This is a genomic window from Pseudomonas sp. AK181, assembly GCF_051122975.1.
GTDB lineage: Bacteria > Pseudomonadota > Gammaproteobacteria > Pseudomonadales > Pseudomonadaceae > Aquipseudomonas > Aquipseudomonas lactis.
In genome coordinates this window covers 4,971,383-4,996,365 of the sequence record NZ_CP146348.1, presented here as the reverse complement: position 1 = coordinate 4,996,365, position 24,983 = coordinate 4,971,383, and the positions used below count along the sequence as shown (strand labels likewise).

Below are 24,983 nucleotides of genomic sequence, written 5' to 3'. Positions count from 1 at the left end.
CCCCTGTACTGACTAGGCAGCCAATCCCTTTGTCTGCTCTGGCAGAGCTAGGGCTATTAGATCGACCCTCAAGCACATCGTGGAACTATGAAATCGTGAGGGTCTGTTTCTTTTAGACGGAGTATTTAACGGTTGCAAGGTGCCGGATCATAAGGCATTCCTGAGGGTTTGCAGGCACGCCACCTGTCGGCTGAAGTCGGCGCTGGAAAGCCGCTTCAGCGCAACGGGCTCTAACGCCTGGCTGATGATATGAGGGGGTTGTCGCGTAAGGTGCTCCAGCACTTGGCGTTGCCCTGGCGCATCAAGGTGTTCGAAACCGGGGTGGCGTCGCCGGGCTGCGCGCAGAATGTCGTGTTGCAAGGCTTTCAACAACGTGCCCTGGCCACTGCGGCGCAACAGGAAGTCCGCGCTGGCCTTCAAGTGTTCCTGCAACTGGCGACGGGCCTTGGGCGCCGGCGCCTGGATCGGGCCGTGGCGCATGCCTGCGTGCCACAGCCCCAGGGCAACCAGCGCAATCAGGGCGACCAGGGCCTGGGGGAAATAACGCAACAACAGGGTAAACAGGTCGTCTGTGTCGCTGTTGAACAGCAAGGTGACGTCAGTGCCCTGGCTCAGGTACCACAGCAACCAGGCGTTATCATGTTTGCCGATATCCGCGGTTTTCCACAGGTCGCTGTCGGTGATCACCGTTACGCGGCCTTGCCCCAGCTCAAGTTGCATCAGGTGGCTGGACTTGGCGCTGTTGGCGGAAAACTGCGCCAGGTGCTTGGGGTCGGTGAGGTTGAAGTCGGTGTCAAAACTGAAATACGCCGGTGCCGTTTCGTTGTCGACATAGAGCTTGGTCAGGTCCGGCTTGGTTTTTTTACGCGGTGGTGCGGGTTCGTCGAAGGTGTCGCTCAAGGTTTGGCGGACAGTAAGGCGATCAAGCAGCAGGTCACCGCTGGTGCCGGTTTCTTCATCCCATAATGCCTCGGCGACCAAGAGCAGGTGGCCGCCGGCTTTTGCCCAGCCCAGCAGTTGTTCGACCTGGCGTGGGGTCATGTTGCTGCGCTCCCCCAGCAGCAACAGGCTATGGCCTTTGGCGGGCAGCTCGGCGAGTCGTTCAAGGCCATTGGCATGCGCCACCACCACGCCTTGCTGGCGCAGAAAGTGCTCGGCCGCCAGGTAAGGGTTGGCGCGTGCCTCCGGCGACGGGCCGCGATCTACCACTTCTTCGTAGGGAATTGCCTTGTGCCAGGCATAAAGGCCGCCCGCAACCAACAAGCATGCCAATAACAGTGCTATCCACAATAACGTGCGATTCATTGGCCCGCTCCGTCACTGAAGAGAGCACGCCAGTCGCTGCACAGTTTTTGTTGGGCTGAAGAGGGCGGCAGGCGGTGACCATAGGCCAGGTTTTGCCAGTGGCGTGTCAGTTCGTCGCTGAACGCCAGCAACTGCGGTTGTTGCAAATGATGAACACGCTCCAGTACCTGTCCCTCGGTATCGGCGCTTGTCAGTGGCAGGTCGAACTCATGCAACAGCCGGCTGAGCAACCCGCGATACAGCAGGCCAAGGGCTTCCCGGGGCTGGGTGGGCCATAGCTGTTCGGCGGTGCTGGCGATGTCTTCGGGCAATGTCTCGGTGCCCAGCTCCAGCCCGAACAACTGAGCGGGAACGGGCGAGGGAGCGGCCGTGCGAGTGGGCCCAAGGCGGCTGACGAAGGTGCGCAACCATTCACGGTAACGCCAGCACACCAGAGCCAGGCCGCCAATCACAAGGCTCCAGAGCAGTATTTCCAAGGTTTTGGCGACGTATTTGAAGGTGTCGCTGTTGAAGTTGTCGAGCAGTGCCTGGAGCCAGCCAGGTAACCTGCCGTCGCCCTTGGCCTTGTTTTGAACCGGCGCTTTTTCTTCACCAAACCGATAGCGTGTGACGGTTTCCGGGTTCTTGAAGGGGGGCTTTTCCAGCAATGCCTGGATGGATTGGCTGGCGGCCTGGGTGCTGAGGGGCTTATGGGCTGTGGTTTCATCTGCCATAGCGGGTGGGCTGAGGTGTAGCAGCGCCAAGCCTACGACCAGCAACAACAGCGGTGCGACGTTGCTCAGGCGCTGGCGCAGGCGACGGAATACCAGCTCCAGGTCCCAGGCCTCCAGCACCGTGCGGCGGTTCAGGTACAGGCTGAAGCCACAGGCGACATAGATAGGTTCCCAGAACACCAGGATCAGGGCATAGAAGGCATTGCTCATGTGCTCAAGCCAAAGTACGTCCGAGCCAGACGCCAATACCAGCCGTTGCCAGTCCCAGTCCAGTTCGATCTGTTGCGGGATGAAGAGATAGAACAGGGCCATGGCGCCAAACCACAGGCCGATTTCCAGGTGCACGCCGATGGTCGTCAGCCAGCGTGCGGCGCCAGCGTTGCGTTGTAGCAACACCCCAAGGCGTCGTTGACGTGCGTCTCCGTCCAGGCCTTCCAGTTGGCTGACGGGTAGGGTGAAGCTGCGGCTCATGCTCGGCCGCCGCCAGGTCAGGCTGGCGAACAGTTGCCCTTTGAGCAACTGCGGCCAATGGCGAACGGCCTGTTTGAGGCTGGGGGGCTCACCAAACAGGGCTTTGGAAAGAATATACAGCGGCAAGCGGTCGAAGGCCGGCTTGAGCCACCAGAACAGGAACATGGCCAAAGACGGGTAATTCCAGAGCAGCACCGTCAACAAGATGAATACCGGCAGGCTCACCAGCGCCCAACTGCTCATCAGCAAGAAACGGTGTTCCCTGGCCATCAGCACACCCAGGTCCATGGCTTCCCAGGAAGTGCGCGGGCGAATCACCACGCTGGCGTCAGTCAGGCGCATGGCGACTCCGCCCGGCCAGGGTCAGGTAAGCGGCCACCAGCAGCCAGAGCGCGACGCCTACTGCGTATTTGATCCAGGGCTCAATGCGAGTGGTTGAGGACCAGTAGGCTTCGATAAAGGCTGCGATCAACAGGAAGACCATGACACCGCAGAGCATCCGTACGCTTTTGCGCGCGGCCAGGCGCAGGGCCTCGCTGCGCGCCAAGCGCCCGGGGGCGACCAGTGACCAGCCCAGTTGCAAGCCTGCGGCACCGGCCAGTGTGATGGCGGTCAACTCGAATGCGCCGTGACCAATGACAAACGACCAGAAGGTCTGGCCATAGCCGATGTCGGTAAGGTGCCCGGAGACCGCACCTATGACCAGACCGTTGAAAATCAGGAAGAACACACTGCCCAGGCCGAACAACAGGCCGGCGGCAAAGGTCTGGAAGGCGATGCCGATGTTGTGCATCACGTAATAGCCAAACATCATCCAGTCTTCGCTGGCGGCACGTTCGGCCGCGCGGCCCAAGCGGCTGGCGTCGGGGTTGTACATGCCCTGCATCTCGGCCACCTGCAGGGGGCTGATGATGCTGTAGACAAGGTCCGGGAACAGGTACACCAGCAGGGCGATCCCCACCAGGCTGCCAAAGAACAGCAGGCCGGCGATCAGCACGAACCGCCACTGTTCGCGTACCAGGCGCGGGAAGTCGGCCAGAAGAAACGCCAGTATGTTCGCCGTCAGTTGGCTGCGATGGCGATACAGTTGTTGATGGCCGCGCAGTGCCAGTTGTTGCAACGGGTCGACCAGGTAACTGCTATAGCCGCGTTGCTGAGCCAGGGCCAGGTGTTGGCACAGGCGTCGATATTGATGGGGGAAGTCGGCAACATCGGCGGCCTTGGCTTTACCTTGCTCCAGTAGCGTCAACTGCTCGGCGAAGGTTTGCCATTGGTGCTGGTGGCGGCTTTCAAAAAGGCTCTGTTTCATGTCGGCCCCAACAAACCACGGGCTACACCGTTGAGTTGCTCCACGGCACGCGGTGCAGCCACCTGCAGGGGCCCTGCGAGGATGGCGGCCAGTTCATGCACCCGTTCGGCCGAGAGCTCGGCCTGGCGTTCGGCGAAACCGAGGATGGCCCGCTGTTCGCTCAACGCCAGCGCGAAGGGCAGGCGCAGGGCGGGTGCTTGAGGGATGCTTGGGCGTACCAGCGGCAGTTCGCGGTAGACCACCAGCGTACCGGCGGCAAGATCGCCGAGCCGCTTGAAGTGCGGATGTTGCAGGCAACTGATGGCGCCGAGGAAATAACCGAAGGGCAGCATGTCGACAAAACGCAGCAGGTTGCGGATCAGCGATGCCGACCAGCCAATGGGCGTGCCGTCATCCTGTACCACGCGCAGGCCCATGACCTGCTTGCCCGGCGAGCAGCCCTGGTTGAGCACTTCGAACAACACCATGTACCACCAGCTCACCAGGAACAGCAGCAGCGAACCCAGCCCGACCCCCACATTGCCGAGCAACGCCAGTGGCACCAGCAGGATACCCATGATGATCCCGCGCACGCCCAGGTCGAATGCAAACGCCAATGCCCGGGAGGGCAGGCCAGCAGGGCGCAGGGGCAGGTCGATGCCCTCCGGCGTTTCTATCTGATAGTGGGTATCCAAAGGCGTTGATGGCATTGCGATCCTTGGCAGTGCGAGGCGACTTAGAAACACGGATGCTAGCAGTGTCGAGGATGGAAGCAACCACCCGAGGTTTTTCTGGATATTTATACAGTAAGGTATCGCTGGCCCCAAACGCCTTGCAGCGCCTAGACTTTGTCGGTCTTCAGCACAGGAATAGCCCGTGACCTCGATTTTCTGGTACGACTATGAAACCACCGGCATCAACCCGCGCAACGATCGTCCGCTCCAGGTAGCCGGTATCCGCACCGACCTTGAGCTCAATGAGGTCGGTGCGCCGATCAATCTTTATTGCCAACCCAGCGACGATATCCTGCCTCATCCGGCAGCCTGTGCGATCACGGGTATCACGCCGGGTATCCTCGCCGAGAAGGGCCTCGCCGAAGCCGATTTCATGACTCGGGTGCACGCCGAGCTGGCCGCGCCAGGTACCTGCGGCGCCGGCTATAACACCCTGCGATTTGACGATGAAATGACGCGCTACAGTCTGTACCGCAATTTTTTCGACCCGTATGCGCGCGAGTGGCAGGGCGGCAACAGCCGCTGGGACTTGATCGATGTGATGCGCACCGCCTACGCCCTGCGGCCGGAGGGCATCAACTGGCCCGAGCAGGAAGGGCGCGTGACCCTCAAGCTCGAACGCTTGACCGAGGCCAATGGCATCGACCATGGCCAGGCCCATGACGCGTTGTCGGATGTGCGTGCAACCATCGCCCTGGCGCGGTTGGTCCGAGACAAACAACCGAAGTTATATGAGTGGTTGTTTCAACTGCGCAGCAAACAGCGGGTCATGGATCAGGTGCGGTTGCTGCAACCGATGGTGCATATCTCCGGGCGTTTTTCTGCCGAGCGCCATTACCTGGGCGTGGTCTTGCCCCTGGCCTGGCACCCGCGCAATCGCAATGCCTTGATCGTCTGTGACCTGGGGCTCGATCCACAAGGGCTGTTGCACCTGGATGCGGCGACCCTGCGCCAGCGTCTTTACACGCGCCGCGATGAGTTGGCCGAAGGTGAGCTGCCGGTTCCGCTCAAGTTGCTGCATATCAACCGTTGCCCGGTGGTCGCGCCGTTAAACGTGCTGCGCCCGCAAGACCTGGAGCGCCTGCAATTGGATAAGGAGGCTTGCCTTGCGCGGGCGCTGCGGCTAACTGACGCACAGGAAGTTTGGCGGGACAAGTTAGCGGCCATTTATGCCGAGGAAGACTTTGCGCCGAACGCGGACCCGGAGCAGCAGCTCTACGATGGTTTTATTGGTGACCGTGACCGTCGTTTATGTGAGCAAGTTCGCATGGCGGAGCCTGCGCAGTTGGCCCGTCAGCAGTGGCCGTTCGATGATCATCGTTTGCCGGAATTATTATTTCGCTACCGGGCGCGTAACTTTCCTGAAACCTTGAACAATGAGGAGCAACAACGCTGGAAACTTTTCTGTCAGCAACGTTTGTCGGATGCGCAGTGGGGGGCGCCGAATACCCTGTTGGGGTTTAAGCAGGCGCGTGAGGAGTTGGCGGTTAGTGCTACATCGTTTCAGTGTCAGGTACTGGCGCAATGGCAGGACTATGTAGATTCCTTAGCGGCGCGCCTGAATCTGTAGGCGCATAACTACAGAATATTCCGACAATAAAAAACGCCAGCAAGCTGGCGTTTTTCATGTGTGACGTATCGGGTGAACGTCCGACCGGGCTTAGCCCAGCAGGGTTGCCCAACCTTCAACTACGTCACCGCCCCACTTGGCTTTCCACTCTTTCAGAGTTTTGTGGTTGCCACCTTTGGTTTCAATCACTTCGCCGTTGTGCGGGTTTTTGTACTGCTTGACCTTGCGAGCACGCTTGGTGCCGGTAGTTTTCACAGCGCCACGCGGTGCTTTAACTTTCGACTCTGGATCCAGCAGCGCGATGATGTCACGCAGGGATTTGGAGTATTCACCCATCAGGGTGCGCAATTTGCCTTCGAATTCCAGCTCGGTTTTCAGCTTGTCGTCTTCGGACAGGTTCTTCAAACGGGCTTGCAGCTCTTTGATAGCTTCTTCGGTGGCGCGGTATTCGTTGATCAGTGACATGTGGACTACCTTATGTAGAACGCTGATTGACAGGGTGAGTGGCCTAATAATAGTCAGGCAATTTCATCAAGTAAACATTTAAGACGTTATTCAGGTGAATGACATTGAATGAGTGTGAGAAAACCTGGCCGATGAGTTAATTAGTAAGCGTTATGCGCAAAGATAATCGCGTTAATTTTTTGCTACTGGCCTGAGCATGCCCTTGTATCGTCATATAGCGGTGGTAAAACCTTACGCGATTAAGGGGTGTTGCTACGGCGAGGGCTCAAGATTAGGTGCAAGGGAATACTGCAGTTTTTCTGCGTAATCGCTAGAATAGCCGCCTTTGTGAAGTTCTGGAGTTTCCCCCTAATGCGCACTTTTCGGCTGGTGATTGCTTGCCCGGACCGGGTTGGCATCGTTGCCAAGGTCAGTAACTTTCTGGCTTCCCATAATGGCTGGATCACCGAGGCGAGCCATCACTCGGACGATCTCAGTGGTTGGTTTTTCATGCGTCACGAAATCCGTGCCGATACGCTGCCCTTTGGCCTGGAAGCCTTCCGCGAGGCGTTTGCGCCGATTGCCGAAGAGTTTTCGATGACCTGGCACATCACTGATACAGAGCAGAAGAAACGCGTGGTGCTGATGGCCAGCCGCGAATCCCATTGCCTGGCAGACCTGCTGCACCGCTGGCACAGTGATGAACTCGATTGCGAGATTGCCTGCGTGATCTCCAACCATGACGACCTGCGCAGCATGGTCGAATGGCATGGCATCCCTTATTACCATGTGCCGGTCAACCCACAGGACAAGGAGCCGGCATTCGCCGAAGTGTCGCGCCTGGTCAAGCAGCATGACGCGGATGTGGTGGTGCTGGCGCGCTACATGCAAATCCTGCCACCGGAGTTGTGCCGCGAATACGCAGGCAAGGTGATCAACATCCACCACAGCTTCTTGCCGTCCTTTGTCGGTGCCAAGCCGTATCACCAGGCTTCCCTGCGTGGCGTGAAGCTGATTGGTGCAACCTGCCACTACGTGACCGAAGAGCTGGACGCCGGCCCGATCATCGAGCAGGACGTGGTGCGCGTCAGCCACAGCGACAGTATTGAAGACATGGTGCGCTTCGGCCGTGATGTCGAGAAGATGGTGTTGGCCCGTGGCTTGCGCTACCACCTGGAAGATCGCGTGTTGGTGCACGGCAACAAGACCGTGGTCTTCTGACCCAGCGGTTTTGATTGAAAGACACCGGGGCCTGGAGGTAAAACTCTCCAGGCCCTTTTTTTATTTCTGTTTCAGGAGATTCCCATGAGCGACCCGCTCGATAAAGCCACCTCACGGGCGCCTGCTACCTTGGGCGAGGGCTGTTTGAGTCGTTACGACCCGGACGCGCTGGATGCCGAGGATGGAACTGATTTTCCAGGCGCGGCGCGTTTATGGGAGCAGACGCAGGCGCAGGACGAGCCGCCTGCTGCCCCTGCAAAAGACGCTTGAGCAGCGGTTTGCCGACCATCAATAGAAACACTGGCGCACCGGCCAACAAATAGAAGTAATAGGTCACCGCGCGCCAGATCAGAATCGCCGCAGCCGCTGTGGATGTACCCACCATGGGCGCCAGCAGTGCCGCTGACGTCAACTCCGCAGCGCCGGCCCCGCCTGGCGCGAGGCTGAACTGCCCAGCAGTCAGGGATAACATCTGGATCAGAAAGCTCCAGGCCCACTGCACCTCACCGCCCAACCCGCGCAGCGCCAGGTACAGCACGCTGTAACGCAGCAGCCAATGCAGGCTGGTCAGTGCAAAGACCCCAAGCAAGGTGCCCCGGGGGAGTTTCAGGGTGGCGCTGAACGCCGCAAGAAAACGCAGCAACCGGCGTGCCCAGCGTCGGCGGGTGGTCGCGCCGACCTTCATGGCCTTGAGTGCCAAACCCGCCAGGCGAATCAGCCGTCGGTGAAAATGCACCACGGCCCAGCCACTGATCACCCCACCTACCATCGACACGGCGCTGAGACCCAGCAACCACTCCATACGCGGGCTGAGGCTATGAAACAGCGCATACAGCAGGATCCCCACCAGTGCGCAGAGAAAAAATACCAAGTCGCTCAGTTGGTCCATGGCGAACACCGCACTGCCGTGGGCGGGGCGGACGCCGTTACGTGCCAGCAGTGCCATCAGGGTCAACGGCCCGCCGCTGCCGCCGGGTGTGGCGCACATGGCGAACTCGGTGGATATCACCACGCCAAGGCTTTTAAGCGGCCCTAACTGGGCGCGATGCTCGCCAAGCAACAGGCGGATACGCAGGCTGTTGATCAGCCAGCAGCCGATGATCATGGCGAACATCCCCAGCAACTGGGGCAGCGGAAACTGGCGCAGGCGTGTACAGCTCTCGCCGCCGCCCAGCCACAGTGGGATCACCAGCGCCACCAAGAGCGCCAACATTAACCAGATCAGTCGGCCCATGGCTGCGTCGCCAGCCAGGCGGCCTTGGTTTGGGGGACGCGCCCCGCGTTGAGCAGGCGTTGCAGGGTGTGCAGCCAATAATCGCGGGAAAACCTGTGGCGCATGTCCACCGGGTGCAATCCCAGTCGGATCAATGGGGCCTTCTGCCAACGCTGTTCCCGGCGGTCGCTGAGGGCTTTGGACAATCCCCGGCGCCAGGCACTGCGGGCACTCCACACCAGGCCGGGGGCATTGATGGGGGTGAAGTCCGGCAGGCGATAAAGATGTTGCGGGTCGCTGGTGTAGCTCAGGGGCAACTGGCGCAATGCCTGCCGGGTGCCATCGCTCATCAACCAGGCGGGCGCAACAAAGCCATGCAGCGGCCAGCCATTGCGCTGGAATACCTCGATGCCGGCGGTTAGCCGCCGCAACGCCTCGGCCTCAGACAACTGGTAAAACTCGCCTTCGTGGGTATAGATGCGTCGCATAAACCATTCTTTTGGCGTACGCGGCCGAGGTTGGTCGTCGCAATGGTAATAACCATGCAAGGTGAGTTCATCGCCCTTGGCGACACGGCTATCGAGCAGGCGTCGAAAATCGCGGTGGGCGGCCAGGTCGTCATGGTGATGGAAGTCTGGCACCACCAGCCAAGTGATGGGCACGTTGCCCAGCGCATCGACGGCCTCGACGAAGGGCCGGTAGTCGACCCAGGTGTGCGGTGCCACGTCGTGCAGTACCAGCATCAGCGCGCGCTCAGCCATGGGCGAGCATCGGTTCGTGGCTGCCCAGCACGGCGTAGTAATGCCCCAACAGGCTGTCGACTACCGTGTCCCACGCATAATGCTGCTCGACATGGCGCCGAGCCTGAGCACCCAGGCGTCGGCTGTCGGTACTGAACAGCTCGCGCACCGCATCGGCCATGGCCTTGGGGTTGTTCGGCGTGCACAGCAGGCCACAACGCTCATCGACAATCTCGGTAAAGGCCCCGGCCGCCACGGCGACCACCGGAATACCGCAGGCCATGGCTTCCAGAATCACCAGGCCGAAGGTTTCCTGGTCGCCGCCATGCAGTAAGGCGTCGGCGCTGGCCATCAGGCGCGCAACATGCTGGGCGGGCCGGAATCCATCAATGACGGTGACATTGTCTGGCACGCTGGCGGGCATGCCGGAGCCCACCAGCAGCAAGTGGTAGCCATCCCCCAGGCGCTTCATGCAGTTGAGCAGAACCGGCAGGTTTTTCTCCTTGGAGCCGCGCCCGGCGAATATCAATAGCCGAGTGTCTTCGCCAATCCCCAGTTCGGCGCGCAGGCCGGGGTCACGTACCTCAGGGGTGAAGGTTTGCAGGTCTACGCCCAGGGGTTGCACGAAGACATTTCTGACGCCAAGTCCGGTGAGCTTGTCGGCCATGACCTGGCTGGGGGCGAGCACCCGGTCAAAATTCCCATAGAGTTTGCGCACATAGGCTTCAACATTGGGGGTAAACCAAGGCCCCATGCGGTTGCTCACCAGCAGTGGCAGGTCGGAGTGGTAGAAGCCGATGACCGGCACATCCAACTGGCGCCGGGCATCCAGGGCTGCCCAGGCGGTCAGGTAAGGGTCGCCCACTTCGATCAGATCGGGCTGTAAATCGTGCAGGACATTTCGCCATGGCGCCAAGCGAACGGGGAAACGGTAGCCTTTGCCGAAGGGCAGGGCGGGTGCCGGTACTTTGAAGATGCCGTCCTGTTCGCTCAAATGTGCGCCGGGGATCAACAGGCTGTGGCGAATGCCCGGCTTGAGCGCCAGACGCCGGTGCTTGGCGTCCAGGTAAGTGCGTACGCCACCGCTGGCCGGGGCGTAGAACATGGTTATGTCAGCGATATGCACGATGAACATCCCTCCGATCCATTGCTCTCCCTAGATGGACCTGAGGTAAGGATAGATGTTCGGTTTAGATTCGCAGCATAACGGCGTTGCGAGCGGACAAACGCACACTGTAGGAGCGAGCTTGCTCGCGAAAAACTCACACACGCCGCGTTTCTTCAGGCAGCCCGCGTTATCGTTGACGTTTTTCGCGAGCAGGCTCGCTCCTACAGGTGAATTTCAGATCCGGAAGCTGCCCACCAACTGCTTCAAGCGCGAGGCCTGTTGTTCCAGGTCCGAGCAGGCGCGCAGGGTCGATTGCAGGTTTTCCACCCCTTCCTGGTTGAGGGTGTTGATCTCGGTGATGTCCATATTGATCGACTCCACCACCGAGGTCTGTTCTTCAGTGGCAGTGGCGACCGACTGGTTCATGCCGTCGATCTCGCCAATGCGCTGGGTCACGCTGTTCAGGCGCTCGCCGGCCAGGTTGGCGATTTCCACGCTGTCCAGGCTGTGGCGTTGGCTTTCGCTCATGGTAGTCACCGAGTCCCGGGCGCCCACCTGTAGCTCTTCGATCATCGTCTGCACCTGTTGCGCCGACTCCTGAGTGCGATGGGCCAGGTTGCGCACTTCATCGGCTACCACCGCAAAGCCACGCCCGGCTTCCCCGGCGCGCGCCGCTTCAATCGCCGCGTTGAGCGCCAGCAGGTTGGTTTGCTGGGAAATGCTGGTGATTACCTCAAGAATCTGGCCGATATTCACCGTTTTGCTGTTAAGTGCTTCGATATTGGTGCTTGAGGTGCTGATCATGCTGGATAACTGCGTCATCGCCTTGATATTGCGTTCAACCACCTGCTGGCCGTCCTCGGCGAGGTGCCGTGCATCGCTGGCCTGACTGGAGGCTTGGGCAGCGTTGCGTGCGATCTCCTGGGCCGCAGCCCCCAGCTGATTGATGGCGGCGGCGACGCTGTTGGTGCGGTTGGCCTGTTCGTCCGAATTGACCATCGACGAATTCGAGGCGCTGACCACCCGCAGGGCCACTTCATTGACGTGCTCGGTGGCGGAAGACACTTCGCGAATCGAGGTATGAATGCGCTCCACGAAGCGGTTGAACGCATTGCCCAGGGTGCCGAACTCATCATTGTTCTGGATGGTCAGGCGGCGGGTCAGGTCGCCTTCACCGTCGGCAATGTCCTGCATGGCGCGGGTCATCAGGTGCAGAGGTTGCAGCAAGACGCGGATGAGCATGCCGAGCAGGGCGATGATGATCACCACCGCGATGATCGTGGCGATCACCGCCGAGGTGCGAAACTCACTGAGCATGGCGAAAGACTTGTCTTTATCCACCGAAACGCCCAGGTACCAGTTCACCGAGGGCAGGCCCTTGATCGGTGTGAACGTCACGATATTGGTCTTGCCGTTGGCTTGCACTTCGCTGAAGTCACCGCTGATCTTTGGCGTGTCTTTTGGATAAACGTCCGCCAGGGTCTTCATCACCAGGGCTTTATCCGGGTGCACCAGCACTTTGCCGTCGGCGCTGACCAGGAACGCATAGCCCATGCCGCCAAAGTCCAGCGCGCCGATGTTATCCACCAGGGTCTGCAGGCTCAGGTCGCCACCGACCACGCCGATGCTCTGGCCGCCCTTGGCGCTGGGCGTGGCAACGGAGATGATCAGTTGCCCGGTCGCCGCGTCGATATAGGGTTCTGTCAGGGTCGAGCCATTACTGGCCTGGGCGCCTTTGTACCAGGGGCGAACACGCGGGTCGAAGCCGTCGGGCATCTTGGTGTCAGGGCGGATGGTGAATGTGCCCTGGCTGTCACCGACGTAGGTGGCCATGAATGACGAGGTCAGCGCTTTCTGCTCCAGCAGGCTGGCCACCACGGTTTTTTCAGGGTTGATGGCGATGTTCTGTGCGGCGTTTTCCACCAGGGCGATACGCCCGGTGAGCCAGGTTTGAATGTTGCTGGCGGTGACGTCGCCCATCTCATGCAGGTAGTTATTGAGGTCGTCACGAATCGCGTTGCGCTGCAGGTAGTCGTTGTAGAGGGTAAACAACGCAAAGGCGGCGATGACGATAAGGGAGGCTGCAAGCAGGATCTTGTGGCTGAAGCGCAGATTTTTGTTCATGGCTTGAAGGGTCCGCTAAGGTCTTAATATCCGAGGCGCATCCTATGCGGGAGGCGCAAAATGGCAGCGTCAAAAAAGGTGTGGTATTTCTGGTGATAGCTCCGTTGGTCCATATCGGAATTATCTGACCATTTTTTAGTCTTTGTCGGGCTTACATCCGTCTATATCGACCTCGCGGCACTAAAGATTAACCATAGGTGACGAAATGCCTGACTCCACACAACTGCTTATCGGTGCCGGCCTTGACGGCCAGCCCATCGCCCAGTCCATGCGCCTGGCCAACCGTCACGGGTTGATCGCTGGCGCCACGGGCACGGGCAAGACCGTCACCTTGCAGCGCCTGGCGGAAGCCTTCAGTGATGCGGGCGTGGCGGTGTTCGCTGCCGACATCAAGGGCGACCTCTGCGGCCTGGGCGCCGCCGCCAACCCCCAGGGCAAAGTGGCCGAGCGTATTGCCGGCATGCCCTTCCTTAATTACACCGCCCAGGCGTACCCGGTCACCCTGTGGGATATCCACGGCCAATCCGGTCACCCACTGCGCACCACCATCAGTGAAATGGGCCCGCTGTTGCTCGGCAGCCTGTTGGAACTCACCGACAGCCAGCAATCGGCGCTCTATGCGGCGTTCAAGGTGGCCGACCGCGAAGGCCTGTTGCTGCTGGACCTCAAAGACCTCAAGGCACTGCTCAATCACCTGCGCTATCACCCGGAACTGCTGGGCGAAGACGCCGCCTTGATGACCACCGGTTCCAGCCAGGCCTTGTTGCGGCGCCTGGCAGTGCTGGAGCAGCAGGGCGCCGAAGCCTTGTTTGGCGAGCCGGCCCTGCAACTGGAGGATATTTTGCAGCCCGCCAGCGATGGACGTGGGCGCATCCACCTGCTGGACGCCAGCCGCTTGGTGCATGAAGCGCCGAAGGTCTACGCGACCTTCCTGTTGTGGCTGCTGGCAGAGTTGTTCGAACAATTGCCGGAACGCGGCGATGCCGACAAACCCTTGTTGGCGTTGTTTTTCGATGAGGCGCATTTGTTGTTCGCCGATACGCCAAAAGCCTTGCAGGAGCGCCTGGAGCAAGTGGTGCGCCTGATCCGGTCCAAAGGCGTCGGTGTGTATTTCGTCACCCAATCGCCGGGCGACCTGCCGGATACGGTGCTGGCGCAACTGGGCCTGCGCATCCAGCACGGTTTGCGTGCGTTCACCGCCAAAGAGCAGAAGTCCCTGCGGGCGGTGGCGGACGGTTTCCGGCCCAACCCAACATTCGATACCTTGTCTGTGCTCACAGAGTTGGGCACCGGTGAGGCATTGGTGGGAACCTTGCAGGAAAAGGGCACGCCGGAAGTCGTCCAGCGCGTACTGGTTGCGCCTCCGCAATCGCGGATCGGGCCGCTCAGCGAAGCCGAACGCAAAGCGTTGATCGCCAGTTCGCCGCTGTTGGGGCGCTATGACAAGCCGGTGGATCGTGAGTCTGCCTATGAAGTGCTGATGGCCCGCAAGGAGCTGGGGCCTGCCGAGCAGACCGCGCCGGCCGCCGAAGAGCCAAGCTTCACCGACAAGGCCGGTGCCTTCCTGGGGACCACGGCGGGCAAGGCGTTGAAATCAGCCATGCAGCAGGCCGCCAATCAGATGGGGCGCCAGCTGGTGCGGGGTCTGCTGGGTTCATTATTGGGCGGCAGCAAACGCAAATAGCGCTTCAGGCTTTGGGCCGGGCATGGGCGGCCAGCCGTTCCAGGGCGGCGCGCAAGCCCGGGTCGTTGATCCCTTCGGCGGTGGCCTGAAGGGTTTCAGCGGCCGTTTCCGAGAGGTCCAGGGTATGCCCCACCGCGCCTTGCGGCACGGTGGGTGGCTGTACCTTGAACTGAATGCGCGTCAAACCGGCGAACTCTTCAAACACCATCAGTTGGCGCTGCAAGCGTTTTTGCTGATAACGCAAGCGCGTGGCCCAATGACCATCGGTGACAATCAATAGCAGATTGCCTTCACGCCAGGACGCCACATGACAGTGCTCACGTGCGGCCGGTTGCAGCTGGCTTTCAAGCAGGCGTTGCAAATGGCCCAGGCGCTTGGCATGGCCAAAGATGGCTTTCAACGGCTTGGCTTCGCGAAGCAACACGCCGGGAGCGCGGGCTGTGAGAGGGCGAAATGCCATGTTTAGACACCTTAGGTAACAGAGCGGCTATCTTATCAGAAAGCGCCTGCACACCCCGAGGCTCTGCGTCGACTGGGCTTTGCCCATCAAATCAATAAGTAACTTCTGCCCTCCATGGGTTGAAGTTCGCGCAAAAGCCCTTATTTTAAACAAGCCCTCTCACAGCGCCGTGCCTGCCTCGGGGAACAACGCCACTTTCCTCACCCACGATTCCGGGTAGAATGCGCGTTCGCAATGCGGCCGTGAGGGCTGCTCGGGCCACTCACGGTGCGCCCTCCATCCCTATGTGTGGAAGAACCTGCCGATATGTTTGCGCCTTTGTTAAAGAAACTTTTTGGAAGCAAGAATGAGCGCGAAGTCAAACGCATGCTCAAGACGGTGCAGCTGGTCAATGCCTTCGAAGAGCAGATGGTTGCTCTGTCGGACGAGCAATTGCGCGCCAAGACCCAAGAGTTCAAGGCCCGCATAGCCAAAGGTGAAACCCTCGACAAGCTGCTGCCCGAAGCCTTCGCGGTCGCCCGTGAAGCCGGTAAGCGCGTCATGGGCATGCGCCACTTCGACGTCCAGTTGATCGGCGGCATGACCTTGCATGAAGGCATGATTGCCGAAATGCGCACCGGTGAAGGCAAGACCCTGGTGGCAACCCTGGGCGTCTACCTCAACGCACTGTCCGGCAAGGGCGTGCACGTTGTGACGGTGAACGACTACCTGGCTCGCCGGGACGCCAACTGGATGCGCCCGCTGTATGAATTCCTCGGCCTGACCGTCGGCGTGGTAACGCCGTTCCAGCCGCCGGAAGAGAAGCGCGCCGCGTACGCCTGCGACATCACCTACGGCACCAACAACGAATTCGGTTTCGACTACCTGCGCGACAACATGGCGTTCAGCATGGATGAAAAATTCCAGCGCGAACTCAACTTTGCCGTGATCGACGAAGTCGACTCCATCCTCATCGACGAAGCCCGTACCCCGCTGATCATCTCCGGCCAGGCCGAAGACAGCTCGCGCCTGTACACCGAGATCAACAAGTTGATCCCGCGCCTGGAGCAGCACATCGAGGAAGTGGAAGGCGTGGTGACCAAAGAAGGTCACTTCACCATCGACGAGAAGACCCGCCAGGTCGAACTCAACGAAGCCGGTCACCAGTTTGTCGAAGAAATGCTCACCCAGATCGGCGAGCTGGCCGAAGGTGAAAGCCTGTACTCGGCGCACAACCTGGGCCTGTTGACCCACGTGTACGCCGGCTTGCGCGCTCACAAGCTGTTCCACCGCAACGTCGAATACATCGTGCAGGACGGCCAGGTGGTACTGGTCGACGAGCACACCGGTCGTACCATGCCCGGTCGTCGCCTGTCCGAAGGCCTGCACCAGGCCATCGAAGCCAAGGAACACCTCAACATCCAGGCCGAAAGCCAGACGTTGGCGTCCACCACCTTCCAGAACTACTTCCGTCTGTACAACAAGCTGTCCGGCATGACCGGTACGGCCGACACCGAAGCGTTCGAATTCCACCAGATCTACAACCTGGCCGTGATGGTCATCCCGCCGAACAAGCCGTTGGCGCGTAAAGACTACAACGACCTGGTGTTCCTGACCGCCGAAGAGAAATACGCGGCGATCATCAATGACATCAAGGACGGCATGGCCAAGGGCCGCCCGATCCTGGTGGGTACCGCCACCATCGAGACTTCCGAGCACGTGTCCAACCTGCTCAACAAGGAAGGTATCGAGCACAAGGTACTGAACGCCAAGTTCCACGAAAAAGAAGCCGAGATCATCGCCCAGGCCGGTCGCCCAGGCGCACTGACCATCGCCACCAACATGGCCGGTCGTGGTACCGACATCCTGTTGGGCGGCAACTGGGAAGTGGAAGTGGCCTCGCTCGACAACCCGACGCCTGAGCAGATCGCCCAGATCAAGGCCGACTGGCAGAAGCGCCACCAGGCCGTGCTGGAATCCGGTGGCTTGCAGGTGATCGCGTCCGAGCGCCACGAATCGCGTCGTATCGACAACCAGCTGCGTGGTCGCGCCGGTCGCCAGGGTGACGCCGGTTCCAGCCGCTTCTACCTGTCGCTGGAAGACAGCCTGATGCGTATCTTCGCGTCGGACCGGGTGAAGAACTTCATGAAAGCCCTGGGCATGCAGTCCGGTGAAGCGATCGAGCACCGCATGGTGACCAACGCCATCGAGAAGGCCCAGCGCAAAGTAGAAGGCCGTAACTTCGACATTCGTAAGCAACTGCTCGAGTTCGACGACGTCAACAACGAACAGCGTAAAGTGATCTATCACATGCGTAACACGTTGCTGGCCGCCGACAACATTGGCGAGACCATCGCTGATTTCCGTCAGGACGTGCTCAACGCCACTGTCAGCGCGCATATCCCGCCACAATCGCTGCCTGAGCAGTGGGATGTTGCCGGCCTGGAGGCGGCATTGAAGAGCGACTTCGGTGTGGACTTGCCGGTTCAGCAATGGCTGGACGAAGACGACCACCTGTACGAAGAAACCCTGCGCGAAAAACTGATGGCCGAGCTGCTGGCTGCGTACAACGAGAAAGAAGAGCAGGCGAGTGCCGAAGCACTGCGCACCTTCGAGAAACAGATCGTATTGCGCGTGCTGGATGACCTGTGGAAAGACCACCTGTCGACCATGGACCACCTGCGCCACGGTATCCACCTGCGTGGCTACGCCCAGAAGAACCCGAAGCAGGAGTACAAGCGCGAGTCGTTCACGCTGTTCTCCGAATTGCTGGATTCGATCAAGCGCGACTCGATCCGCGTGCTGTCCCACGTTCAGGTGCGTCGCGAAGACCCGATCGAGGAAGAAGCACGCCTGCGTCAGGAAGCCGAGGCCCTGGCGGCGCGCATGCAGTTCCAGCATGACGAAGCGCCGGGCCTGGATGAGCCTGAAGCCTTGGGTGAAGAGGTTGATGTGGCCCTGGCCCAGACCCCGGTTCGCAATGACCAGAAGCTGGGTCGCAACGAGCTGTGCTACTGCGGTTCGGGCAAGAAATTCAAACACTGCCACGGCCAGATCGAATAAGATTTTCGCCTGACGCTGCAACACCCCGCGCCGCGACCGGCCTTTGCCGTCGCGGCGTTTTGCCATTAATTCCCACCGTCGATAGCGACGGCACAGACATCACCTATTTTTAAGGAGCGCATTCATGGCTGTTGGTCTTGGTCCTTTGCCCACGTTGCACCCGGTTGCCGGTTTTGAACTCGGTATCGCTTCGGCCGGCATCAAGCGCCCGGGGCGCAAGGATGTGGTGGTGATGCGCTGTGCTGAAGGCTCGACCGTAGCGGGCGTGTTCACCCTCAACGCCTTCTGCGCCGCACCGGTGATTCTGGCCAAGCAGCGCGTGGCCGGGTCGATCCGTTACCTGCTGACCAATACCGGTAATGCCAACGCCGGCACCGGCGAGCCGGGCCTGGTGGCGGCTGCGCGCACCTGCGCCAAGCTGGCCCAGCTGACCGGCGTGGACGCCAGCCAGGTGCTGCCGTACTCCACCGGTGTGATCGGTGAGCCGCTGCCGGTGGAAAAAATCGAAGGCGCCCTGCAAGCCGCGCTCGATGACCTGTCTGTGGATAACTGGGCGGCTGCCGCTACCGGTATCATGACCACCGACACCTTGCCAAAAGGCGCGAGCCGCCAGTTCGTGCATGAGGGCGTGACCATTACCGTCACCGGTATCAGCAAAGGCGCAGGCATGATCCGCCCGAACATGGCCACCATGCTCGGCTATATCGCCACCGACGCCAAAGTCTCCCGCGATGTGCTGCAACGCTTGATGCTGGACGGCGCCAACAAGTCGTTCAACCGCATCACCATCGACGGTGATACGTCCACTAACGACTGCTGCATGCTGATCGCCACCGGCCAGGCCAACCTGCCGGAAATCACTTCCACCGAAGGTCCATTATTTGCGGCGTTGAAGCAGGCGGTGTTCGAGGTGTGCATGGACGTGGCCCAGGCCATCGTGCGTGACGGCGAGGGCGCGACCAAGTTCGTCACGGTTGAAGTCAACGGCGGCGGCAACCATCAGGAATGCCTGGATGTGGGCTACACCGTGGCGCACTCGCCGCTGATCAAGACCGCGCTGTTTGCATCGGACCCGAACTGGGGCCGTATCCTCGCGGCTGTCGGCCGTGCTGGCGTGCCGGACTTGGACGTGAGCAAGATCGACGTGTTCCTGGGTGACGTGTGCATCGCCAGCCGTGGCGCCCGCGCCGAAACCTACACCGAAGCCCAGGGCTCGGCAGTGATGCAGCAGGAAGAAATCACCATCCGTATCGAGCTGGGTCGCGGCGAGTGCAGCGAAACCATCTGGACCACCGACCTGTCCCACGAGTACGTGAAGATCAACGCGGAATACCGTACCTGAAAATGACCCTCCCCCTGTAGGAGCGAGCTTGCTCGCGAAAAACTCAAGGCCACCGCGTTTATCCAGGATGCACGCGTTATCGTTGACGTTCTTCGTGAGCAAGCTCGCTCCTACAAAGGGCTATAACGAGAGGAAGCAGTGGCGTGAAACGAGTGCATGTAGCAGCAGCGGTGATCCGCGGTGTCGATGGCAGGATCCTGCTGGCGCGCCGTGCCGATACCCAGCATCAGGGCGGCCTCTGGGAGTTTCCCGGCGGCAAGGTGGAGGCCGATGAGTCGGTTGCCACGGCCTTGTCCCGTGAACTGCAGGAAGAGCTGGGCATCCAGGTCACTACGGCGCGGCCGCTGATCAAGGTGCAACATGACTACCCGGACAAACAGGTATTGCTGGATGTTTGGGAAGTCTCGGCCTTTACCGGCGAGCCCCATGGCGCCGAAGGGCAGCCGTTGGAATGGGTGGCACCGCGCGACCTGATCAACTATGAATTCCCGGCGGCGAATGCGCCGATTGTCGCTGCGGCACGCTTGCCCGCCGAGTACCTGATCACCCCTGGCGAGCTGGAAACCCCGACGTTGTTGCGCGGTATCCAGAAGGCTATCGCCGGTGGCATCAAGCTGGTTCAACTGCGTGCGCCCAACGGCTATGACCCCAAATACCGCGACTTGGCAGTAGATGCGGTGGGCCTGTGTGCCGGCAAGGCGCAACTGATGCTCAAGGGGCCGTTTGAGTGGCTGGGTGATTTTCCCGCTGCCGGCTGGCACATGACTTCGGCGCAGTTGCGCAAATACGCCAGTAAGGGTCGACCGCTGCCCAAAGACCGTTGGCTGGCGGCTTCGTGCCACAACGCTGAAGAGCTGGCCCTGGCAGAAATGATGGACGTGGATTTTGTCACCCTGTCGCCGGTGCAGCCGACCCAGACTCATCCGGATGCCCAGCCGTTGGGCTGGGAGCAGGCGCAGCAGTTGATCGCCGGGTTCAGCAAGCCGGTGTTTCTGTTGGGCGGGGTTGGCCCGGCGCAGCGGGAGCAGGCTTGGGAGGCTGGTGCGCAAGGTGTGGCAGGTATTCGGGCGTTCTGGCCGCAGCTCTGATAATCGTTCCCACGCTCCGCGTGGGAATGCCTACTGTGACGCTCTGCGTCACGCTTTGGAACGCGAAGCGTCCCTTGATGCATTCCCACGCAGAGCGTGGGAACGATCTGCTCAGTGTGGCTTGGCCGCCGCCTGCCACAACACTTCCGCAACCCCTTGGCGCTTGGCAATCACCCTGGCCGCCACAAACAGCAAATCCGACAACCGATTGATATACGCCAGCCCCACACCCTCCAACGGCTCCACCGCATTGAGGTGTTGACAGCGGCGTTCGGCGCTGCGCGCCAGGCTGCGGCACACATGGGCCTGGGCAATCAGGGCTGAGCCGCCGGGCAGGATGAAGTTCTCCAGCGGTCCAACCTCCTCATTCCAACGATCAATCGCAGCCTCCAGTCGATCCACTTCCGCCGCATTCAACGCCTTGTACACCGGCATGGCCAGCTCACCGCCCAAGTCAAACAGACGGTGCTGGCAAGGTGTGAGCACTTCAATCACATCCTTCAACCCCGGGTGCTTGCCGCTTTGTTCTTCAAGGTTGGCCAGCAGCAGGCCCAGTTGGCTATTCAGGGTATCCACCTCGCCAATCGCTTCCACGCGTGGATGGTCCTTGGGCACGCGGCGGCCGTCGCCGAGGCCGGTTTCGCCTTTGTCGCCGGTACGGGTGTAGATCTTCGACAGGCGAAAGCCCATGGTCAGTGCTCCAGTTGGGTGAGTTCAGTGGTGGGCAATTGGCTGCCGGCCAGGGGCAGGCGCAAGGTAAAGCAGGTGCCCTGGCCCAGGGTGGAATGCACTTCCATCTGGCCCTTGTGGTTGTTGGTGATGATGAAGTACGACACCGACAGGCCTAGCCCGGTGCCCTGGCCGATTTCCTTGGTGGTAAAGAACGGTTCGAATGTACGTTTGCGCACGTTTTCGCTCATGCCGATGCCGTTGTCTTCCACCTGGATTTCTGCCCACGGCGGGTTGAGGCGGGTGCGCAGGATAATGCGCCCCGGCTCGCTGTCGTCTTCGCGCAGGTGAATGGCCTGGGCGGCGTTCTTCAACAGGTTGAGCAGCACTTGCTCCAGTTCGTTGGCAGTGCCGGGCACCGGGCCCAGTTGCGGATCGAACTGGCGGATGATCGCCTGGCCCTTGAAGTCGAAGCCGATGGTCAGGTCAAAGTCGTTGCCAGCGATTTCCACGGCCTGGTCGATCAGCGCCGGCAAATCGCAAGGCGCCATCTGGCGATTGCTGCGGCGGCTGAAGCTGAGCATGTGGGTGACGATCTTCGCGGCACGTGCGCCGGCCTGCTGGATGCCGTCGAGCAGTTGCGGGACTTCACGGCCTTGCAGGTAACGGTTGACTGTCTCCAGCTCGATGCCCACTTGTTCGGCCAGTTCCAGGTTCTTGGGCAGCTCGGGGGACAGGCGCCGGCGAATGTTCTGCACGTTATGCAGGATCGCGCCCAGCGGGTTGTTGATCTCATGGGCCATACCTGCGGCCAGGCCGCCCACGGAGAGCATTTTTTCCGATTGCACCATCATTTCTTCCAGGGACAGGCGCTGGGTGATGTCGTCGATTCGGATCACCACACCGCGTCCGGCGCCGCCCATCAATGGGTAGAACGTCAGCGCGTAATGCTTGGGCTCGTCGTCCTTGATCCAGGTGACCCGCTCGATCCGCTCCACCGTGTGTTGCTCCACGGTGGCCTTGATCTGTGGCAGGTACGGCTTGAGCGGCTGGAAGGCCAGAAACACCGGCTGGTTCAGGGCTTCGTCCAGGCGCGTACCGGAGAGGGCGGTGGCTTCCTGGTTCCACTGGGTGACATAGAGTTGTTCGTCCAGGGCGATCAGCGCCGAGGGCATCGAGTCGATGATGCTGTTCAGGTAGTTCTGGAAACCCGTGAGCTTTTTCTCGATCTTGCTGCGCACCTGGACTTCCAGCTCCAGCTTGCGGTTGGTATGCCGGGTTTCTTCGGCCAAACCCTGGGCCTGGTCATACGCGGCTTGGGAATCGTCGCGCGCGCGTTTGAGCTGCTGCTCACGGGCTTCGATACGCGACAGCATGGTGTTGAACGCTTCGGCCAGGCTGCCGATTTCATCACGGTTGCCACGCCCGGCCCGCAAGGCGTAGTTCTCCTCGCGGGTCACCTGGCGAGACAGTTCTTCAAGTTCATGAATTGGTCGGGTGATCAGGCGTTTGATCTGCCGGGCGATGACCAGCCACAGCAACACACTGAAAATCAGGATGCCCAGGCTCGCGGTCAGGGTGCCGGTATAGAACGCCACCGGCAGCTCACTGCTGGCCACCAGCAACAAATACCCCGAAGGCTGGTTGCCGCGGGGCAGGGTGATGACCTGGTTGCTGCGAAATTCGGTGAGGCGCCAGGCTTCGATATGCCGGTAGTGGTCCGGCAGGTGCAGGCGGTCGCCGTGCTGCATCTGCGCCAGGCGGTTGCCTTCGCCGTCGTACAGGGCGGCGGCGCGCAACGGTGAATAGCTGGTCAGCTCATTGAGCAGCGCCTCGGCCTTGGTCGGAGACTCAAGGGCCTCGGCGGCGAGCGCGGGGTTGGACACCAGTCGACCGATGGACTGCAAGGCCTGGGGGGCCATGCTTTCCTGGGAGATCCAGTAGGCAGCGCTGATAAACGTCAGATTGGCCACCAGTAATACGGTGGTCAACAACACCAGCAGGGCGGCCAGCAGTTTCTGCCCTACCGGTAGATTTTCAAGACGCTGGCGCAGTGGCATCAGGGTTTTCCCAGGTGATAGACAGGTAGGCAGGGTAGCGCGTGCCTCAGTCGCTGGCCAATCCGCGTGCGCGCAAATGCTCGACCAGGCGCGCTTGCAGCTGGTGCAGATGTGGCAACACCAATTGATGGCGGGCCGCCGCCTGGCAGGCGTAGCCCAACAGGTAGCTGATCTCGGTACGTCGGGCGTTGGCCACGTCCTGGTGCATGGACGAGTAATTGGCTGCCGTGGCCTGGATCACCCGCTGAACTTCGCTGTGCAGGTCCTGTGCGGCGGCGGGTTGGCCGCAGCATTCGAGCAGCTCGGCCAGTTCAGCGCACAAGGTCGCCACTTCACACGCGTGGGCTTGCAAGCCGCCGTTGCGGCATTCGTAAAGCACGGTCAGGGGATTGATGGCGCAATTGAGCGCCAGCTTGCGCCACAGGCGCGTGAGGATATCGCTGGCCCAATCGTGGGGAATGCCGGCCGCTTGCAGGTCGTCCAGCCACAGCGGTGGCGTGGGGTGGCTCGCATCCCCCAGCCAGGTGAAACCATGGCCGGCAAATACCACCCGCCAGTCGCCTTCGCGAAACGCGCCTTCGGTACTGGAGGCATAGATGCAACGGGCCGACGGTACTTGTGCGGCCACTGCGTCCTGGCTGCCAAGGCCGTTTTGCAGCAGGATCAGTTCGGCGTCGGGCGTCAGTCGAGGTTGCAACTGGGCGATAGCGCTTTGGGCGTCGTAGGCTTTGCATGCGAGCAGCAGGCGATGAATTGGCTCTGGGCTGTCAGGCGTTTCGCCGACTACCGGGTAAGTCTGTTCCACACCGTGCTCGACCAGTGTCAGACCCTGGCCGGCTCGATAGTCGCCCAGGCGCGCCTCATTGCGCAGGATCAGCCTGACGGGCACGCCGGCGCGCGCCAGTCGTGCGGCCCAGAGGGTGCCCAGGCTGCCGGCGCCAAGAATGTGCCAGGGGGTCGACATCAGTGTGTACTCCATAAGCTCGCCAGCGGTGAACGGCGCGAAAGAACCGCTATAATGCTCCGGCATTTTAGCTCGGGCGCGCTCCATCTCTACTGAGCCCGCCCCTTATATTGGAGAAATCACATGCCTTCGTTCGACGTGGTATCTGAACTGGACAAACACGAAGTCACCAACGCCGTCGAGAACGCCGTCAAGGAACTGGACCGTCGCTACGACTTGAAAGGCAAGGGCAGCTTCGAATTCAAGGAAAAGGAACTGACCGTCAACCTGACCGCTGAAGCCGATTTCCAGCTGGAAGCGATGATCGAGATCCTCAAGCTGGCCCTGGTCAAGCGCAAGATCGACGTGCAGTGCCTGGAAGTCAAGGATGCCTACGCCTCCGGCAAGCTGATGAAGCAGGAAGCCGTGCTCAAGGAAGGCATCGACAAAGAGCTGGCCAAGAAGATCGTGGCGCACATCAAGGACGCCAAGCTCAAGGTCCAGGCCGCCATCCAGGGCGAGCAGGTTCGCGTTACCGGCAAGAAGCGTGACGACCTGCAAGAGGCCATCGCGGCCCTGCGCGCCAAGACGTTTGACATGCCACTGCAGTTCAATAACTTCCGCGACTGATGGCACTTTGGGGAACCTGTGGGCACTTTTGACGTCCCACGCCCCAGCATCATTGCCTACAATTGAGCCCTTCGGGGCTCAATTGCGTTTTCAGGCAGTCAGTCGAGCCTTATCGCCGCACAACAGGAGAAAGT

General features: G+C 60.6%; 20 protein-coding genes and 1 pseudogene. 7 read left to right on the top strand and 14 right to left on the bottom strand.

The genetic code is table 11. The annotated features are described in order from the left end of the window. Positions 1-147 precede the first annotated feature (147 nt). The 4 genes from V8689_RS22840 to V8689_RS22825 are packed head-to-tail and all read right to left on the bottom strand — an operon-like array spanning position 148 to position 4,487. Positions 148-1,305: a DUF4350 domain-containing protein gene (locus V8689_RS22840; RefSeq protein ID WP_056791106.1), complete on the bottom strand. Its 1,158-nt coding sequence runs from the start codon at positions 1,303-1,305 to the stop codon at positions 148-150. Further along, positions 1,302-2,831, bottom strand: a complete 1,530-nt coding sequence (locus tag V8689_RS22835) for a DUF4129 domain-containing protein (protein WP_056791108.1) — start codon at positions 2,829-2,831, stop codon at positions 1,302-1,304. Before V8689_RS22835 ends, V8689_RS22840 begins: the two co-directional genes overlap by 4 nt. After that, positions 2,818-3,798, bottom strand: a complete 981-nt coding sequence (locus tag V8689_RS22830) for a stage II sporulation protein M (protein WP_056791111.1) — start codon at positions 3,796-3,798, stop codon at positions 2,818-2,820. The genes V8689_RS22835 and V8689_RS22830 overlap by 14 nt, the downstream gene beginning before the upstream one ends. Then, positions 3,795-4,487 carry an RDD family protein gene (locus V8689_RS22825; RefSeq protein WP_056791113.1) on the bottom strand — a complete coding sequence of 231 codons (693 nt, stop codon included), beginning with the start codon at positions 4,485-4,487 and terminating at the stop codon, positions 3,795-3,797. Before V8689_RS22825 ends, V8689_RS22830 begins: the two co-directional genes overlap by 4 nt. Before the next feature lie 166 nt (positions 4,488-4,653). Here V8689_RS22825 and sbcB point away from each other — a divergent pair, with 166 nt between their 5' ends. After that, on the top strand, positions 4,654-6,081 hold the full coding sequence (sbcB, locus tag V8689_RS22820) for an exodeoxyribonuclease I (RefSeq protein ID WP_056791116.1): 1,428 nt from the start codon (positions 4,654-4,656) through the stop codon (positions 6,079-6,081). A gap of 90 nt (positions 6,082-6,171) precedes the next feature. Here the strand turns inward: sbcB and mvaT are convergent, their stop codons facing one another. Continuing rightward, on the bottom strand, positions 6,172-6,546 hold the full coding sequence (gene mvaT, locus V8689_RS22815) for a histone-like nucleoid-structuring protein MvaT (protein ID WP_019821235.1): 375 nt from the start codon (positions 6,544-6,546) through the stop codon (positions 6,172-6,174). A gap of 351 nt (positions 6,547-6,897) precedes the next feature. On the opposite strand from mvaT, the gene purU reads away from it, so the two are divergent. Beyond that, on the top strand, positions 6,898-7,746 hold the full coding sequence (gene purU, locus V8689_RS22810; RefSeq protein WP_019821236.1) for a formyltetrahydrofolate deformylase: 849 nt from the start codon (positions 6,898-6,900) through the stop codon (positions 7,744-7,746). A 124-nt stretch (positions 7,747-7,870) separates the two neighbouring features. Here the strand turns inward: purU and V8689_RS22805 are convergent, their stop codons facing one another. The 5 genes and pseudogenes from V8689_RS22805 to V8689_RS22785 form a co-directional block, all read right to left on the bottom strand. Then, positions 7,871-8,980, bottom strand: a complete 1,110-nt coding sequence (locus V8689_RS22805; RefSeq protein ID WP_056791119.1) for a lysylphosphatidylglycerol synthase transmembrane domain-containing protein — start codon at positions 8,978-8,980, stop codon at positions 7,871-7,873. Next, positions 8,968-9,720: a DUF2334 domain-containing protein gene (locus V8689_RS22800; protein WP_056791122.1), complete on the bottom strand. Its 753-nt coding sequence runs from the start codon at positions 9,718-9,720 to the stop codon at positions 8,968-8,970. Before V8689_RS22800 ends, V8689_RS22805 begins: the two co-directional genes overlap by 13 nt. After that, positions 9,713-10,834 carry a glycosyltransferase family 4 protein gene (locus tag V8689_RS22795; RefSeq protein ID WP_056791125.1) on the bottom strand — a complete coding sequence of 374 codons (1,122 nt, stop codon included), beginning with the start codon at positions 10,832-10,834 and terminating at the stop codon, positions 9,713-9,715. Before V8689_RS22795 ends, V8689_RS22800 begins: the two co-directional genes overlap by 8 nt. A gap of 207 nt (positions 10,835-11,041) precedes the next feature. Further along, on the bottom strand, positions 11,042-11,806 hold the full coding sequence (locus tag V8689_RS22790) for a methyl-accepting chemotaxis protein (RefSeq protein WP_370694806.1): 765 nt from the start codon (positions 11,804-11,806) through the stop codon (positions 11,042-11,044). A gap of 141 nt (positions 11,807-11,947) precedes the next feature. Beyond that, positions 11,948-12,787: pseudogene (locus V8689_RS22785) on the bottom strand (HAMP domain-containing protein); the annotation flags it as partial. A 349-nt stretch (positions 12,788-13,136) separates the two neighbouring features. Between V8689_RS22785 and V8689_RS22780 the strand changes: the two are divergent. Next, on the top strand, positions 13,137-14,615 hold the full coding sequence (locus V8689_RS22780; protein ID WP_056791128.1) for a helicase HerA-like domain-containing protein: 1,479 nt from the start codon (positions 13,137-13,139) through the stop codon (positions 14,613-14,615). Positions 14,616-14,619: 4 nt separating this feature from the next. On the opposite strand, the gene V8689_RS22775 is transcribed toward V8689_RS22780, so the two are convergent. Further along, positions 14,620-15,075 carry a DUF721 domain-containing protein gene (locus V8689_RS22775; RefSeq protein ID WP_003193887.1) on the bottom strand — a complete coding sequence of 152 codons (456 nt, stop codon included), beginning with the start codon at positions 15,073-15,075 and terminating at the stop codon, positions 14,620-14,622. A gap of 306 nt (positions 15,076-15,381) precedes the next feature. Here V8689_RS22775 and secA point away from each other — a divergent pair, with 306 nt between their 5' ends. From secA to V8689_RS22760, 3 genes are all read left to right on the top strand, one after another. Next, complete coding sequence (gene secA, locus V8689_RS22770; protein ID WP_014719726.1) at positions 15,382-18,117, top strand: preprotein translocase subunit SecA; 2,736 nt, start codon at positions 15,382-15,384, stop codon at positions 18,115-18,117. A 124-nt stretch (positions 18,118-18,241) separates the two neighbouring features. Beyond that, on the top strand, positions 18,242-19,459 hold the full coding sequence (gene argJ / locus V8689_RS22765) for a bifunctional glutamate N-acetyltransferase/amino-acid acetyltransferase ArgJ (protein WP_056791131.1): 1,218 nt from the start codon (positions 18,242-18,244) through the stop codon (positions 19,457-19,459). 143 nt (positions 19,460-19,602) lie between these two features. Next, positions 19,603-20,547: a Nudix family hydrolase gene (locus V8689_RS22760; protein WP_056791134.1), complete on the top strand. Its 945-nt coding sequence runs from the start codon at positions 19,603-19,605 to the stop codon at positions 20,545-20,547. 111 nt (positions 20,548-20,658) lie between these two features. Here V8689_RS22760 and V8689_RS22755 read toward each other — a convergent pair whose 3' ends face one another. Genes V8689_RS22755 through V8689_RS22745 form a run of 3 tightly spaced genes read right to left on the bottom strand, consistent with a single transcriptional unit; the run spans position 20,659 to position 24,240 of the window. After that, entirely contained in the window at positions 20,659-21,237 is a 579-nt protein-coding gene (locus V8689_RS22755) for a cob(I)yrinic acid a,c-diamide adenosyltransferase (protein ID WP_014719723.1), read from the bottom strand. Between the two features lie 2 nt (positions 21,238-21,239). Further along, positions 21,240-23,276, bottom strand: a complete 2,037-nt coding sequence (locus V8689_RS22750; protein WP_056791137.1) for a sensor histidine kinase — start codon at positions 23,274-23,276, stop codon at positions 21,240-21,242. Between the two features lie 46 nt (positions 23,277-23,322). Beyond that, positions 23,323-24,240, bottom strand: a complete 918-nt coding sequence (locus V8689_RS22745; RefSeq protein WP_056791634.1) for a putative 2-dehydropantoate 2-reductase — start codon at positions 24,238-24,240, stop codon at positions 23,323-23,325. A gap of 123 nt (positions 24,241-24,363) precedes the next feature. Between V8689_RS22745 and V8689_RS22740 the strand changes: the two genes are divergently transcribed. Then, positions 24,364-24,849 carry a YajQ family cyclic di-GMP-binding protein gene (locus V8689_RS22740; RefSeq protein WP_003193880.1) on the top strand — a complete coding sequence of 162 codons (486 nt, stop codon included), beginning with the start codon at positions 24,364-24,366 and terminating at the stop codon, positions 24,847-24,849. Positions 24,850-24,983 lie beyond the last annotated feature (134 nt).

Excerpts from the sequence above, each read along its gene's own strand:
- V8689_RS22825 (WP_056791113.1), bottom strand. The coding sequence starts at position 4,487 with ATGCCATCAACGCCTTTGGATACCCACTATCAGATAGAAACGCCGGAG.
- V8689_RS22800 (WP_056791122.1), bottom strand. The coding sequence starts at position 9,720 with ATGGCTGAGCGCGCGCTGATGCTGGTACTGCACGACGTGGCACCGCAC.
- V8689_RS22740 (WP_003193880.1), top strand. The coding sequence starts at position 24,364 with ATGCCTTCGTTCGACGTGGTATCTGAACTGGACAAACACGAAGTCACC.
- V8689_RS22745 (WP_056791634.1), bottom strand. The coding sequence starts at position 24,240 with ATGTCGACCCCCTGGCACATTCTTGGCGCCGGCAGCCTGGGCACCCTC.
- secA (WP_014719726.1), top strand. The coding sequence starts at position 15,382 with ATGTTTGCGCCTTTGTTAAAGAAACTTTTTGGAAGCAAGAATGAGCGC.
- mvaT (WP_019821235.1), bottom strand. The coding sequence starts at position 6,546 with ATGTCACTGATCAACGAATACCGCGCCACCGAAGAAGCTATCAAAGAG.
- V8689_RS22790 (WP_370694806.1), bottom strand. The coding sequence starts at position 11,806 with ATGGTCAATTCGGACGAACAGGCCAACCGCACCAACAGCGTCGCCGCC.
- V8689_RS22840 (WP_056791106.1), bottom strand. The coding sequence starts at position 1,305 with ATGAATCGCACGTTATTGTGGATAGCACTGTTATTGGCATGCTTGTTG.
- V8689_RS22750 (WP_056791137.1), bottom strand. The coding sequence starts at position 23,276 with ATGCCACTGCGCCAGCGTCTTGAAAATCTACCGGTAGGGCAGAAACTG.
- V8689_RS22780 (WP_056791128.1), top strand. The coding sequence starts at position 13,137 with ATGCCTGACTCCACACAACTGCTTATCGGTGCCGGCCTTGACGGCCAG.
- V8689_RS22805 (WP_056791119.1), bottom strand. The coding sequence starts at position 8,980 with ATGGGCCGACTGATCTGGTTAATGTTGGCGCTCTTGGTGGCGCTGGTG.
- purU (WP_019821236.1), top strand. The coding sequence starts at position 6,898 with ATGCGCACTTTTCGGCTGGTGATTGCTTGCCCGGACCGGGTTGGCATC.
- V8689_RS22830 (WP_056791111.1), bottom strand. The coding sequence starts at position 3,798 with ATGAAACAGAGCCTTTTTGAAAGCCGCCACCAGCACCAATGGCAAACC.
- V8689_RS22755 (WP_014719723.1), bottom strand. The coding sequence starts at position 21,237 with ATGGGCTTTCGCCTGTCGAAGATCTACACCCGTACCGGCGACAAAGGC.
- argJ (WP_056791131.1), top strand. The coding sequence starts at position 18,242 with ATGGCTGTTGGTCTTGGTCCTTTGCCCACGTTGCACCCGGTTGCCGGT.
- V8689_RS22835 (WP_056791108.1), bottom strand. The coding sequence starts at position 2,831 with ATGCGCCTGACTGACGCCAGCGTGGTGATTCGCCCGCGCACTTCCTGG.
- V8689_RS22795 (WP_056791125.1), bottom strand. The coding sequence starts at position 10,834 with ATGTTCATCGTGCATATCGCTGACATAACCATGTTCTACGCCCCGGCC.
- V8689_RS22775 (WP_003193887.1), bottom strand. The coding sequence starts at position 15,075 with ATGGCATTTCGCCCTCTCACAGCCCGCGCTCCCGGCGTGTTGCTTCGC.